We start from the raw sequence: 14158 nt of genomic DNA on the forward strand, positions 1-14158 counted from the left end.
TTGTTCTTAGATAAGTTTTGGTTTTTGTGTTGCCAATTTATCTTTTTTTGTAACAGTTCCTTACAAATGTCACATTAATGTTTCTGTCAGCTTTGGTATGATAGGGCCAGTGAAAATATTATAGGTGTAAGTTATGCGCACAAGTTTATTAAAATGGATCTTACCGTTTGTTGCATTAATCGTTGGTGTTGCTGGTTTTATGGCAATTAACGCGATTGCTCAAGAGCCTAAAGACAAGGATGTAGTTGATGTGCGTCCTTTAGTACAGGTTGAGCCAGTAGCAAGTGATGATCATCAAGTGATTATTAATAGTTACGGCGAAGTGAAACCGCTTGAAAGTACCTTACTTGCCTCGCAAGTGGCAGGTGAAGTTACAAGCTGGCATCCAAACTTTGTTGCTGGTGGCATCGTAGCGCGTGGTGAAGTGTTATTTACCATCGAAAAAGATAACTACGAAGCAGCTGTACTACAAGCTGAAGCGTCACTTGCCAGTGCTCAAGCGGCACTGATCGAAGAGCAAGCACAAGCTAAAGTGGCAGAGGATGAAGCAAGACGTTACCCAGAGCGTGAGCGCACCGACTTATTCCTACGTAAACCTCAAGTTTTAAGTGCACAAGCAGCTGTTAAATCAGCGCAAGCGGCATTAAAACGTGCCGAGCGTGACCTTGCTCGCTGTGAGGTGAAAGCACCTTACGATGCACTGGTGATCAGCCGTGAAATTGGTGTTGGTCAATACATTAATGTAGGCAGCCAAGTTGCTGAAATTAATAATATTGAAAGTGCAGAAATCATTGTACCAATTGCTGGTTTCGATAGTGTATTTTTACCAAAACGCTTAAAAGGCGTTAAAGCGACCATTATCAATAAAGGCTTAAACAGCTTTACTCGTGAAGCCGAAATTGACCGTGACCTAGGCGTTGTTGATAACGCGACGCGTATGAGCAACTTAGTTGTTCGTGTTGATGACCCATACGGCTTAAAGCACGACGTACAACCTATTAAATTTGGTGCTTACGTTCAAGTGAACTTTGCCGGTGCAACATTACAAAACATCTACCGTTTACCGCAGTCTTTAGTGAATAACCAAACGGTGTGGATTGTGAACGGCGAGAATAAACTTGAACCACGTAAAGTAACCGTAGTGCGTGAAGAAGGTGAGTACTTCTATATCAGTGATGGCCTTGAAGTGAATGACCAGTTGGTTCTAACGCTACCGGAGTATCCGCAAGAGGGTATGGAAGTGAAGATTGCTGGAATGAAAGAAATGACAAGCGATGCAGAAACTGCAGCGGTTGAAAAGCTTTAAGGTAGCACTATGACTGATACAAACACAGAAAAACAGTCTGGCCTTATTGCCTATTTTGCCAATAACTCGGTCGCTGCTAACTTAATGATGGTGTTTATCATCATCATGGGGATCATTAGTTATTTCACTATTCAGCGTCAAATGTTCCCGAATATTGAAATTAACTATATCGAGGTACAGGCCAATTATCCGGGTGCCTCACCACAGGAAATTGAAGAAAGTATTTTGATCAAAATTGAAGAGTCACTAAAAGGTGTCACCGAAATTAAACGTGGTGTATATCGTTCGTTCCGAAATAGTGGCACTGCAAGTTTAGAGATCAACACAGATGCAGAGCTCACGGATGTACTCGATAAAGTGAAACTACGAGTAGACAGTATTGCGACTTTCCCTGCCGGCATGGAGCCGGTGACAATTAGCCAAGTTGAGTTTCGCCAAGACGTGATTGGTATGACGCTAGTGGGTGATATTCCACTGACTGAGTTAAAGCCTGTTGCAAACAAAATTGAAGATGAATTATTGCAGTTATCTAATGTGTCGCTGGTGCAAAACGATGTACCACTTGATGAGATTGCGATTGAAATCGACCCAGATTCACTTCGTCAATACAACCTTACTTTAAGTGAGGTGGCCAGTGCTGTACGTCGTTACTCTGCAAATATTTCAGCAGGTCAATTACGTACTGACGCAGGTATTATCTCGGTACGTGTTGAAAATCAATATTACAGCGGTGATGAGTTCCGCCAGATCCCAGTAAAAATTGGTGCTAATGGCGCGAAAGTGCTTTTAAACGACATTGCTGTGATCAAAGACCAATTCACTGAAGGTGAACGCTACTTTAAATTTAATGGTGAAAATGCCGTTTATTTATCAGTAAAAGCAACCAAAGAGCAAAATATGATCCCGGTTGCTGATTCAGTTAAAGCCTTTATTGAACAAAAGAATAAAGAGCTACCAGCCGGTCTTCGTCTTGTGCCACTGATGGACATGACTTATTACCTCAATGCCCGTTTAGACATGATGAAAACCAACCTTTTCCAAGGGGCTATCTTGGTGGCCATTATGTTGTCTATTTTCTTACGCTTTAAGCTGGCACTTTGGGTAATGATTGGTTTACCTGTGTGTTTCTTAGGTGCAATGATGATGATGCCATTATTTGGTATCAGTATTAATATCGTGTCGTTATTTGCCTTTATTATGGTACTCGGGATCGTGGTCGACGATGCCATAGTCATAGGGGAGAGCGCCTACACCGAAATTGAGAAAAAAGGCGGTGGTGTTGTAAATGTGGTAAATGGCGCAAAGCGCGTTGCTACCCCAGCAACATTTGGTGTCTTAACAACGATTGCTGTATTTGCACCGTTTACATTATCAAGTGGTCCAGAGAGCGCATTCTTCTTTGGTATCGCAGTGGTGGTAATTCTGTGTTTGATATTTAGTTTGATTGAATCGAAACTTATTTTACCAGCGCACATTGCCCATACTAAGTTTCCGCCAATTAATCCTAATAGCTGGCGAGCGCGTTTTAACAAACGTTTCTTTGAGTTTGTAAATGGTCCATATAAGCGTTTTATTGAGCTGTGTGTTGAATGGCGCTGGTTTGTACTATTTGCGTTTATCGGTTTATTGATTTTGACGTTTGGCTTAATTTCTTCAAACCAAGTGCGTGTGGTACCAACACCAAAAGTACCTCAGGACTTTCCGCAAATTCGTTTAGAAATGAATGAAAATGCCTCGGATATGCAAACAATTAATGCTATTCGCGAAATCGAAGCCATGGTTAACAAGGTAGACCAAGAAACAGAACGTGAATTTGGCCAAAAGCTAATTCGCGATATCTTAGTGTTCAACCAAGGTCGTACTGAAGCACAATTACTTGCTCCGCTGGTAGATGAAGAGCTTCGCCCTTATAACGCATTCGAACTATCTCGTCGTTGGCGTGAACAAATGCCAAGCATCCCAGGTGTGAAATCACTGCAAATTTATGATGATGTAAATGGCGGTGGTATGGATGGTGAGTTTGGTTACTTACTTTATGGCCCAGATATCGATACCTTAAATGAGGCAGGTCGTCGTTTCATCCAACTATTACAACAGCAAAAAGGCTTGTTTGATATTAGCTCGACTATCGATCCGGCGAGTAAAGAAGTGCAATTAAGCTTAAAACCAGTGGCATATGATCTAGGTTTAGACCTTGCCAACATTGCTAACCAAGTAGGTGCAAGTTTCTACGGTGGTGAAGCTCAGCGTGTTATTCGTCGCGGTGAAGAAGTGCGTGTTATGGTTCGTTACCCGAAACTAACACGTGAAGCGTTTGCATCATTAAAGCATGCTGTTATCACAACGCCTGCAGGTCAAGAGGTGATGCTGGGTGATGTTGTTGAACTGAACGAAAAACCAGGTATTAGCTATATTCGCCGTGAAGGTGGCTATCGTACTGTGTATATCTACGGCAGTATCGATGAAGAAGCGATTGAACCGGGTGAAGTGGTTAAGCAAGTTGATGAGAACTTGTTGCCACAGTTAAAAGAAGAGTACCCGTCAGTTAAAACTGAGCTAGGCGGTTCAATTGAAGAGCAGCAGGCGCAAGCTAATGAGCAAATCATGTTCTTCATCGGCGGTATGATTTTAGTGTATATCTTGCTTGCTGTACCGCTTAAGAGCTATTCGCAGCCTCTAATTGTTATGTCGGTTATTCCATTTAGCTTAACCGGTGCTATTTGGGGTCACTTCTGGTTTGGTTTAGATATTAGCTTGATGTCGGGCTTTGGCTTGATTGCTGCGGCCGGTGTTGTAATTAATGACTCGTTAGTTATGACCGACTTTGTAAACCAAGCACGCCGCGAAGGTATTTCAACTCGCCAAGCGGTTATTGAAGCAGGTTGTGCGCGCTTTAGAGCAATCACCCTGACATCAATTACAACCTTTGCCGGTGTACTACCGATTATGTTCGAAACCAGCTTGCAAGCTAAGTTTGTAATTCCAATGGCGGTTGCACTTGGTTTTGCGGTTATGTTTGCAACTCTAATCACTTTAGTGCTAGTACCTTGTTTGTACATTATCATGAGTGATGTAGGTAATGGCTTTTTGAATATATTCCGTTCTGGTCACCGAGTAACGACCAGAAGAAAGCTGGTGAAAGACTAAAGCTCTTTCTGTTTTAAAGCCAACCGAGCGGTTGGCTTTTTTGTTTCTGCATCTTTTGCTAGTAACTATTTGCTATATAAGACCTTTGGTTACATTCTTTTGTTTGATTTGTGATTCGGTCGCGATTATACTCAGTCTTGTTTTTGGCAAACTAACTGAAAAGTTAGGACGCAAAGTTTCCGGTCTAAGGTTTTAAACTATGATAGCGGGACCGCTGATAAGCACATAATCTAGTGCTTTGGATCTTTTGCCTCAAACTAAAAAGTATTTATTTTGTACGGTTGTTAGATAATGCCTATTAGTTGTTCTTAGGGTGATACTTTGTTTATGCATACGTCAATGGCCTCCGGGAAGTGGTTGCCGATTGGTTGCTTGAATCATCATACCCAACTATTTGTTGGTGATAGGGTGATTGTGACCTTTTATGACATGCAAGGAGAGCTAGTCGATTTATCATTCGAATATCCAATAGTCAGTACGGATCAAGGTGAGCCTCATAATTGGCCGCGCTCCGTTGCTGAGCATATTAATGTGCATATTCCGCTAGTAAAAGCTGGAAAAATGACTGATCAAGGTTTAGTGGTAGCCTATCGCTCAAACCAAATTTATGCCCTAGAAGGCTCGGGTATTACGCATGTAAAAGTGGCGTTTAATTGTATCGCCAAGTGTGAAGAGCGAGTAAAAGATAGTCTGCAAGATTATGACTATGTTTATCCTCAAGCATGCAACGATTACAGTGCAGGAATTAAGGTTTTACAACCTAAAACAGGCCATATTTATATGTGTAAACCATGGCCATTTAGCGAGTTTTGTCGTGTTAAAGATTCACACAATCCGCTATTTGAACCAGGTGTAGGAAAAAGCTGGGCTATGGCTTGGCAGCAAGTTTCACATTAAGAGTTTCCCCCTAAATGCTATTTTAGCATTGCTTAGCCCACTCAATTTGAGTGGGCTTTTTTAATACCAACCCGCAATAATACTTAATCATTTTGAGGGATTAAACCTGTCGTTAACTGCGTTAAAAATTTCTCATTTAGAACAACTAAATAACGAAATTTTTGCCTTGTTATCAACGAGGTTTTATTGCCTCAAAATAGACTACTTAATTAAGCTGATTGGTATAATTCTGTGATAAACTGCCAGCAATTCGTTTTTTATTTTGGTTTTTTCTTGTGTCGTCAAATTCGTATTCTTTGTCTTTATTAGCGCATCCTCCTGTTGCAAAAAAACAGCCTCATCCATTAACTACTCATCAACTAACTCGCACCGATAACTATTATTGGATGCGTGATGATGAGCGTGAAAATAAAGATGTATTAGCGCACTTAAACGCCGAAAACGATTATTGCGATGAGCAACTCGCCGATATAAAACCACTGCGCGAACAATTATTTAATGAACTAAAAGACCGCATTGTAAAAGACGACAACACGGTACCCGTGAAAGATGGCCAATATTGGTATCACTCAGAAGTACGTGGCGACGATGAATATGCACGCCATTATCGCAGTAGCTCAATAGAGGCACGCGACAAGCACTTGCTGTTAGATGTAAATCAATTAGCTGGCGATTACGAATTTTATGAATTAGGCGAAGTTGCAATTAGCCCTGACGAGCAGCTACTTGCATACTCTGAAGACACTGAAGGTCGTCGTATTTATACCGTGCGTTTTAAAAATATTGCCAGCGGCGAGATGTTTAGTGATGTGCTGGAAAACACCGAAGGCCAAGTGGTGTGGGCTAATGATAATAAAACGGTGTTTTATGTGAAAAAAGACCTGCAAACCTTATTGGGTTTTCAGGTTTACCGCCATGTTTTAGGCACCCCGCAAGCTGATGACGTACTGGTTTATGAAGAGCAAGATAAAAGCTTCTTTATGGGGCTTGGCAAAAGCCGCGATGAAAGCCTGATCATAATTGACCTTGCGACCACAGAAACAAACGATACTTGGGTGCTTGATGCCAATAATCCAGAAGGTGGATTTAGCGCCTTAATGCCACGCGAAGAAGGCCATGAGTTTGATGTCGATAAGCTAGGTGATACCTTTTACATTGTGACCAACTGGCAAGCGAAAAACTTTCGTTTAATGACCGCGACGCAAAGCACCATTGCCGATAAACATCGTTGGCAAGAGCATACAGCACATCGCGAGAACGTATTGTTAGAAGGGGTCGAGATTTTCGATGACTACCTTATCCTCACCGAGCGAGAGCTTGGCCAAACACGTTTTGTAGTGGTGGATCAGCAAGCCGAGCGTCTTACTTTAGAGTTTGATGACCCTTGTTATTATGCTGCAATTGCCATGAATCCAGAGCCGAATGTGAGCTCTGCGCGTATTTACTATTCAAGCTTAACTACGCCAGGTTCTTTGTATGATGTTGATTTAAAAACAGGTAACAAAACCTTATTAAAACAACAGCAAGTATTGGGTGATTTTAACCCAGAGCATTATCGCTCAGAACGTTTAATGGTTACTGCAAGGGATGGCGAACAAGTGCCGGTTTCTTTGGTTTATCGCATTGATAAATTTAATAAAGATGGCACTAACCCAGTACTGCAATACGGCTATGGCGCGTACGGCATTACCATCGATCCAAGCTTTTCAAGCAGCTCACTAAGCTTGCTTGACCGAGGCTTTGTTTATGCGATTGCACATATTCGTGGTGGTGAAATGCTAGGGCGTCACTGGTATGAGCAAGGTAAAAAGCAATTTAAGCAAAATAGCTTTAGCGATTTTATTGATGTTACTCATGCGCTTACTGAGCAAGGCTATGCACACTCAGAAAAAGTATTTGCGTCTGGTGGCAGTGCTGGCGGTTTATTAATGGGTGCTGTGGTTAACCAAGCACCTGAGCTTTATTTAGGTATCGGTTGTCATGTGCCATTTTTAGATGTGCTAACCACTATGCTTGATGAGAGTATTCCACTGACGACCAATGAATACGACGAGTGGGGTAACCCAAATGATCCTGCGTTTTATGATGTGATTCAGGCTTACTCGCCGTACGATAATATTAAGCCGCAGGCTTACCCTAATATTCTCGTTACCACCGGGTTCCATGACTCTCAAGTGCAATACTGGGAGCCAATGAAGTGGGTTGCTAAGCTACGTGAGCTTAAAACCGATGACAACATTTTGGTATTTAAAACCGACATGGATGCAGGCCATGGTGGTGCATCGGGTCGCTTTAAAAGCCTTGAAGAAAAGGCATTAGAAATGGCCTTTTTTATTGCTTTATTATCGAATAAAGGCTTAGATAAATAGGTAAATAAATTTTATAAGCGTAAACTTAAGTTGTATTTCAAAGGGGTAAGCATGTTTAAAGCCCATGGTGATTGGCGTTATTTTGTTGAGCCGCCGGTGATTTATGTGGAAATGAGTGGCAGTTTTAATAAAGAAGCCGTTGCTTCATTTAGTATTGAAGTTGCTCAAGAAATCATGAAGTACCCAGAGTTTTCAATTCAGTATGCTGTGGTTAATTTGGAACAATTTGAATTAGCAACTGCCGATAGTATTGAAACTGCTAAGGTATACTTTCAGGCTGTCAAAGCACGAGGCTACAAACGCGTTGATTACATCAAAGCGAATATCATTGCCCGCAATTTATTAGAAACAGTTTGGTCTGGTGTCGAAATGGATATTAACTTTCACCAAGACGCTGAAAGCTTTTTTCAAATAAGACCCGAGTACGATAATTTAAGAAAGTGGTTAAAATAATACCTTCTGAATATAAAAAAGCCCTCAAGAGAGGGCTTTTTCGTGTCAATTCTGAATATTAACCTAGGTAAGCTTTTAACATCCAAACAAGTTTCTCTTGTTCTTTAATGTAGTCGCCCATTAATGATGCTGTACCTTCGTCATCTGCATCACCAGCTTGTGCTAAGATTTCACGCTGCATTTGAATAAGCGTGCTGTAACCTGCTAAAAGGTTTTCTACTGCAGCAGTGCCTTCAGTGATATTTTTAGCTTCACTGATCTTACTTGCTTCAATGTATTCAGAGAATGCATGTACCGGTGTACCACCTAACGTTAAAATACGCTCTGCAATCTCGTCTACTTTCTCAAGTAGTAAGTTATAAATTTCTTCAAATTTAAGGTGTAATTCAAAAAAGTTACGACCTTTGATATTCCAATGAAAGCCGCGTGCGTTCATATATTGAATTTGGTAGCAGCTTAGTAAAGAGTTTAGTGAATTTACGATATCTTCACTTTTTGCGCTGTTTAAACCAATTGCATTTACCTGTGACATAGATTGCTCCTCAAAAAAACCGTTAAGTGTTTACTTGCTAGTGCTTGGTGTTAAGTATTAGCCATCTTGGTTAATCTGTAAAATGGTTTAATTCGAACACAGTGATAGGTTTTACCTATCAAAGGTTGGTGTTGTCCATTTATGCACTATCAATATAACTTTGAATTACTTTTAATAGACTTGGGGCAACTGAGCAAAAAATCGACCTTATTTTACGAATATTTTAAAATTAGGCAGAAAGTATGATCTAAAACAAGGTTTGCACCTGCTGAGAAACACGCTGATTTAGAACTTGATTTAGGTCAAAAAAACAACGAACCAGAAGCGCATAATGACTTTACCGCATTTAACCAGGAGAAGAAAAATGGACGGTAAAACAGTTAAAGAAAACAAAGCTGAAATAGTCGTTGTCGTGATCGCATTACTTGCATTTGTTATCGGTTTGGTAGGTCATCTAGCAGGTGCTAGCTTCGCAAACTTTGATACCTTTGGCTATATTGCAGCACCTGTACCATTGATCTTAGGGATCATTGTTTTAATCTCATATAAAGTGGCTGCAAGTGCTGAAGATTAAAGTATCACTCACTTTGATTTATAAGCTTAATAATGTAATCCATCACTTGGCGTGAGTAGATCATACTGGTGTGACTCAAATGAAACACCTTATGTTCTGCCATGCCATTGAGCTTGGTTTCATCTATCAAAACTGTACCATCAGAGACGCTGCCTTTAGCAATCAGTGGCATTAGCCCAATTGGTAAGTCACCAGCAATACTATAAAGCTTGGCATCAAACGGCCAATCGCCATTCTCAGGTAATAAAAACTCCACGCTATTTTTTAACAGCATTTCAAAGCCCTTTTGCTGCATTTGCTTAGCAATATGACTGCCTTTATGCGGGGTGCCTAAGGTGATCACCTTTTCAACGTGGCGACTTTGAAGAGAATTGGCCTCTAAGTAAGCGCGAGCAACCAAGCCGCCCATAGAGTGGCAAACTAAGGCGGTAGGTTTACCACCGATAAAGCGATCAATCTTATCGAATATTGCCGCTCTATCGGGAGAGAGCGTGTTATAGGTCAAATTGAGTATTTTTAAACCTGACTTTTCAAGACGCGCGCACAGTGGGCGCATCACAAAGCCTGACATATAAAGTCCGTGTAATACTACAACTTGCCTAATTGCCATCGCATTCCTTACATTAACTGTTGCGGTTTAATTTCGATATTTGCTGTATCTGAGCTAACCCATACTTCACCATCTTGAATGGTAATAGTGAGCTTAATATTACGATCAGCTAAGTCGGCTAATGCCTGAGTCGCGGCATAATCGAGACTAAAAATACTTAAGTTTTTAAAATCATACAACTTAGGTTGATGTTTTTGCCACCAAATCGCTTGGTTATTTTCGCCGTAGGTATATAAAACAACTTGCTTCGACTTATTGCAGGCTTTTTTCAGGCGTTTTTCGTCTGGTAGTCCAAGCTCAACCCATAATTCAATTTCTTCGCTATAGTTAATGTGCCAAAGCTCAGGCTCATCATCGGCGCATAAGCCTTTAGTAAACTCTAGGCCTTCACGGGCATTTAGTGCAAAAGCCAACAAGCGGATCATCAAGCGTTGTTCGGTTTCTGATGGGTGTTGTGCCAGAGTTAAATTGAAATCTTGATAAATGTGGCGGTCCATATCGCTTAACGATAATTGCGCTTTAATAATGGTTGATTTAAGAGCCATAACTGCTTACTTGAAAAAATTTGCGTCATTATAGCGCAATTCGTTGCCGAGCCAGTTAAAATACCGTGAAATTATCTTGTAGGAGTTAAAAATGGCCATCCAGTGGTTCCCGGGTCACATGAACAAAGCCCGAAACGAAATTAAAGAAATCATGCCACAGATGGATGTGATCATTGAGGTACTTGATGCCCGTATTCCTTACAGTAGTGAAAACCCAATGGTTACTGCGCTGCGTGGCGACAAGCCGGTGATCAAAATCATGAATAAGGCGGACTTGGCAGATCCTAAATTAACGCAAGCTTGGAAAGACTACTTTGAGCAGCAAAGTGGTGTGAAAGCGATTGATTTTGGTAATGATAAAGCAGGTGAAGTGCACCGTATTAATGAGCTTTGTAAAAAATTAGTACCGCATAAAGTAGGCGCTGATAAACAAATTAAAGCCATGATCATGGGTATTCCAAACGTTGGTAAATCAACTCTTATTAATACCTTGGCCGGCCGTATCGTGGCAAAAACAGGTAATGAACCTGCGGTAACCAAAGCGCAGCAACGTATTAAGCTTGACGATGGCATTATGCTTTACGACACGCCGGGAATGTTATGGCCTAAAGTAGAGAACGAAAACTCTGGTTATCGTTTAGGGGCAACCGGTGCTATTCGTGATACCGCTATCGACTACGAAGAAGTGGCAAGTTACACCGCTGAATATTTACTGCATGCATACCCAGAGCTTTTAAAAAGCCGCTATAAAATTGATGAGCTACCAGAGTCTGACTGGGAGTTTGTTGAAATGGCAGGTAAAAAGCGTGGTTGTATCCGCGGTGGCAATCAAATCGACACTTACAAAATGTCTGAAATTCTTATCAACGAATTACGCGATGGCATTATTGGTCGTATTACCATGGAAACACCGGCCATGCGTGAAGAAGAAGAGCAAATGGTTGCACAGCTTCGCGCTGCTGCAGAGGCGAAAAAAGCCGCTAAAGAAGAAGAGAAAAAACAACGCCGTGCACGTGCACGTAAGAACCGTCGATAAAGTTAACGCATTAACTTTTAGACATAAAAAAAGCCCTGCAAGGGCTTTTTTAGTTTCATATCTACCGTCACCGATATGAGCAATGTAGCAAGTAAAATAAGTAGGGTCGCTTATATGTCGCCAATATCAAGGGGCGTTGCGATTAGCAACATATAAGCTAAAGCTTTAACGTGGCGACACGCGTTTCTGGGGAGAAACAAATTCAATCTCAACAAGTCATCATACTTCGCTTGGCTTGTTGAGATTAATTATCAATTAGGTTTGTGATGCTGTCAATACTTTTTTGAAAATAATTCTCATTTAGTTTTGTGGCAGGTTTTGTACATATTTCAGACATAAAAAAAGCCCTGTAAGGGCTTTTTGAGTTTCATATCTACCGTCACCGATATGAGCAATGTAGCAAGTAAAATAGTAGGGCGATCACCTGTTGCCAATATCAAGGGGCGTTGCGATTAGCAACAGGCGATCTTAGCTTTATCGTGGGCCACACGTGTTTCAGGGTCGAGAAACAAATCAGTTTATTCCGAACAAGTCATAACACTTTATTGTCTTGTTGATAGTGATTATCAATTAGATTTACGTATCTGTCAATACTCAATTGAAAATAATTCTCATTTCTTTGTGTTTGTTTTTTAAACTTCCGTAATACAATGCATTAGCACTAAAGTTAGGCTGTAAATTACGTGCAATAAAAACTATGCTGGGGCTATAACAATTAAAATAATCACATGCGATGTTCTCAATTTGGTCAATAAGCCTTCTTGCAATTGTATACCTGGCAATTTTATTTGCGGTTGCAGGCTGGGCTGATAAAAGAAAAGTATTGCCTTTTAAAGGCTTAACCTATGGTTTATCACTTGGGGTGTATTGCACCTCTTGGGCGTTTTTTGGTACCACAGCACAAGCTGCATACAACGGCTGGTGGTTGGCTCCGACCTATGCTGGCACTATTTTGCTATTCATTTTTGGCTGGCAAGTCTATTGCCGCATAGCGCATATTTGTCGGCAGCAAAAAATAACCTCAATGGCAGATTTTATTGCGACCCGATATGGTCAGTCGTCCAGTTTGTCTGGGCTCATTTCATTGATTTCAGTGATTGCCATTGTGCCCTATATCTCTTTACAGCTAAGTGCAACTGCACAAAGTATCAACTTACTTACCGACCGTGCTGCCACACAAAGCCATGAAGTATGGGCCGATAGTACTTTTTACATCACGATTGTATTGGCTCTGTTTGCTATTTTATTCGGCGCGAGGCGGTTAAAACCCAGTGAGCATAACCCAGGATTGATTGCCAGTATTGCCTTTGAATCTGTGGTTAAGTTGTTGGCGTTTTTAGCGGTGGGTTTGTATGTGTGCTTTGCTCTATTCGACAGCCCAGTGGCGCTGTTTGACAAAGCGCATGACCTAAATATTGATCAGCAAGTGGCTGCAACGCAAAGTCCAACTTATGTGTATGTTGCTCATACTTTGCTTGGTATTTTGGCGACCTTATGTTTGCCAAGACAATTCCACATGAGCTTTATCGAAAAAAATAACGATAAAGAGCTGGCTTCGGCACGTTGGCTATTTCCGATTTACCTATTACTTATTAACCTGTTTATTCTACCGATAGCATATGCCGGATTAATTTACTTTCAAGGTCAAGAAGTCGGCTACGACACCTTTGTATTGGCTTTACCTATGGCGGCTGATGATGCTTTTGTGGCGTTATTAGCCTTTTTAGGTGGCTTTTCAGCGGCAACCAGTATGGTGATTGTGTCTTCAATTGTGCTTTCAGTGATGATCACTAATGACTTTATTAACCAGTTTATTTTACGCCGCTCGCAACTTACATCGAGCAGTCGCGGGCTTGATAAAAATAATCTATTACATGCGCGAAAAATCGTTATCGTATTGATTTTATTGCTTAGTTACTTCACTCACCGAGTGCTGGGCGAAAGTACAACCCTTGCCAATGTGGGTTTGATGTCGTTCACCTTAGTCGCGCAATTTTCGCCGGCCATGATCATTGGCTTATGGTGGCGACAAGCATCGTGTCGCGGTGCGCAATTGGGGATTTTAAGCGGCTTTATTATTTGGGGATACACACTTTTACTGCCGAATATCGCCGGAGGTTTAGGAAGCGATAGTTTATGGCTTGTAAATGGACCGTGGGGAATAAGCTGGTTAGCGCCAACCGACTTATTCTCATTAGGCATGGAAAGCATTAGCCAAGCTTTATTGCTATCGCTAGGTGCGAACTGTTTAGTGTATTTCTTAGTACCGTTATTTAGTCGAGCAACCTTAGCTGAACGCTTGCAGAGCAATAAGTTTGTGTCGCAGCTGAATGATTCGAAGGTTAGTAATCATCTACAGCCTTTGAGTTACCATGACCTAGGTGCGCTAATGCAGCGATTTGCCGAAAAAGAAGCGGCGCAGTCTTTGGTAAATCATTACTTTCCAGATGATAAAAGTAAGTGGAAGCGCCCTGCCAATGTTGAGTTAGAACTATTAGTTGAGCGCGAGATGTCAGCGGTGATCGGCGGCGCATCGGCACGGCTTATTTTAGATGTGGCCAAAATGTATGGTACGCCCCGTTTTGCAAGTTAATAACTAAAAATAACGGAGATGGTTTGCGCTAATGTATTCAGAGTCTATTAGAGACTTTCATTAGTCCCAGCTCTACGATGAGATCTGCGCCAGATT

The 14158-nt window shown here is 41.3% G+C and carries 10 protein-coding genes, 1 pseudogene and 1 riboswitch; of the genes and pseudogenes, 8 read left to right on the forward strand and 3 right to left on the reverse strand.

Going from position 1 to position 14158, the window contains the following annotated elements; translation table 11 throughout:
• The first annotated feature begins 133 nt into the window (after positions 1-133).
• The 5 genes from L1266_RS13935 to L1266_RS13955 all read left to right on the forward strand — a co-directional run bounded on the left by L1266_RS13935 (position 134) and on the right by L1266_RS13955 (position 8172).
• Positions 134-1306, forward strand: coding sequence for an efflux RND transporter periplasmic adaptor subunit (locus tag L1266_RS13935; protein WP_166341241.1), 1173 nt, complete (start codon positions 134-136; stop codon positions 1304-1306).
• Between the two features lie 9 nt (positions 1307-1315).
• Complete coding sequence (locus tag L1266_RS13940; RefSeq protein WP_235377741.1) at positions 1316-4453, forward strand: efflux RND transporter permease subunit; 3138 nt, start codon at positions 1316-1318, stop codon at positions 4451-4453.
• 135 nt (positions 4454-4588) lie between these two features.
• Positions 4589-4672: riboswitch (cyclic di-GMP riboswitch) on the forward strand.
• A gap of 108 nt (positions 4673-4780) precedes the next feature.
• The gene (locus L1266_RS13945) at positions 4781-5350 is read left to right on the forward strand and encodes a hypothetical protein (RefSeq protein ID WP_054552308.1); all 570 of its coding nucleotides are present in this window, start codon (positions 4781-4783) and stop codon (positions 5348-5350) included.
• A 275-nt stretch (positions 5351-5625) separates the two neighbouring features.
• Positions 5626-7719, forward strand: a complete 2094-nt coding sequence (locus tag L1266_RS13950; protein ID WP_235377742.1) for a S9 family peptidase — start codon at positions 5626-5628, stop codon at positions 7717-7719.
• Positions 7720-7770: 51 nt separating this feature from the next.
• Complete coding sequence (locus L1266_RS13955; protein WP_054552309.1) at positions 7771-8172, forward strand: hypothetical protein; 402 nt, start codon at positions 7771-7773, stop codon at positions 8170-8172.
• A 58-nt stretch (positions 8173-8230) separates the two neighbouring features.
• Here L1266_RS13955 and L1266_RS13960 read toward each other — a convergent pair whose 3' ends face one another.
• The gene (locus L1266_RS13960; protein ID WP_054552310.1) at positions 8231-8704 is read right to left on the reverse strand and encodes a Dps family protein; all 474 of its coding nucleotides are present in this window, start codon (positions 8702-8704) and stop codon (positions 8231-8233) included.
• A 364-nt stretch (positions 8705-9068) separates the two neighbouring features.
• On the opposite strand from L1266_RS13960, the gene L1266_RS13965 reads away from it, so the two are divergent.
• The gene (locus tag L1266_RS13965; RefSeq protein WP_054552311.1) at positions 9069-9278 is read left to right on the forward strand and encodes a hypothetical protein; all 210 of its coding nucleotides are present in this window, start codon (positions 9069-9071) and stop codon (positions 9276-9278) included.
• Between the two features lie 4 nt (positions 9279-9282).
• On the opposite strand, the gene L1266_RS13970 is transcribed toward L1266_RS13965, so the two are convergent.
• Together L1266_RS13970 and L1266_RS13975 are read right to left on the reverse strand one after the other, a co-directional pair.
• The gene (locus tag L1266_RS13970) at positions 9283-9888 is read right to left on the reverse strand and encodes a PGAP1-like alpha/beta domain-containing protein (RefSeq protein WP_235377743.1); all 606 of its coding nucleotides are present in this window, start codon (positions 9886-9888) and stop codon (positions 9283-9285) included.
• A gap of 8 nt (positions 9889-9896) precedes the next feature.
• Complete coding sequence (locus tag L1266_RS13975) at positions 9897-10433, reverse strand: YaeQ family protein (protein ID WP_054552313.1); 537 nt, start codon at positions 10431-10433, stop codon at positions 9897-9899.
• Positions 10434-10524: 91 nt separating this feature from the next.
• Here L1266_RS13975 and ylqF point away from each other — a divergent pair, with 91 nt between their 5' ends.
• Together ylqF and L1266_RS13985 are read left to right on the forward strand one after the other, a co-directional pair.
• Positions 10525-11469 carry a ribosome biogenesis GTPase YlqF gene (gene ylqF, locus L1266_RS13980; RefSeq protein WP_054552314.1) on the forward strand — a complete coding sequence of 315 codons (945 nt, stop codon included), beginning with the start codon at positions 10525-10527 and terminating at the stop codon, positions 11467-11469.
• A gap of 733 nt (positions 11470-12202) precedes the next feature.
• A pseudogene (locus L1266_RS13985) lies at positions 12203-14032 on the forward strand (PAS domain-containing hybrid sensor histidine kinase/response regulator); the annotation flags it as partial.
• Positions 14033-14158 lie beyond the last annotated feature (126 nt).

Source organism: Pseudoalteromonas sp. Cn5-37 (assembly GCF_021532495.1).
In the GTDB taxonomy this organism is placed as follows: Bacteria; Pseudomonadota; Gammaproteobacteria; order Enterobacterales; family Alteromonadaceae; genus Pseudoalteromonas; species Pseudoalteromonas simplex.

Coding starts and splice junctions, on each gene's coding strand:
- L1266_RS13935 (WP_166341241.1), top strand. CDS start 134: ATGCGCACAAGTTTATTAAAATGGATCTTACCGTTTGTTGCATTAATC.
- L1266_RS13940 (WP_235377741.1), top strand. CDS start 1,316: ATGACTGATACAAACACAGAAAAACAGTCTGGCCTTATTGCCTATTTT.
- L1266_RS13945 (WP_054552308.1), top strand. CDS start 4,781: ATGCATACGTCAATGGCCTCCGGGAAGTGGTTGCCGATTGGTTGCTTG.
- L1266_RS13955 (WP_054552309.1), top strand. CDS start 7,771: ATGTTTAAAGCCCATGGTGATTGGCGTTATTTTGTTGAGCCGCCGGTG.
- L1266_RS13960 (WP_054552310.1), bottom strand. CDS start 8,704: ATGTCACAGGTAAATGCAATTGGTTTAAACAGCGCAAAAAGTGAAGAT.
- L1266_RS13965 (WP_054552311.1), top strand. CDS start 9,069: ATGGACGGTAAAACAGTTAAAGAAAACAAAGCTGAAATAGTCGTTGTC.
- L1266_RS13970 (WP_235377743.1), bottom strand. CDS start 9,888: ATGGCAATTAGGCAAGTTGTAGTATTACACGGACTTTATATGTCAGGC.
- L1266_RS13975 (WP_054552313.1), bottom strand. CDS start 10,433: ATGGCTCTTAAATCAACCATTATTAAAGCGCAATTATCGTTAAGCGAT.
- ylqF (WP_054552314.1), top strand. CDS start 10,525: ATGGCCATCCAGTGGTTCCCGGGTCACATGAACAAAGCCCGAAACGAA.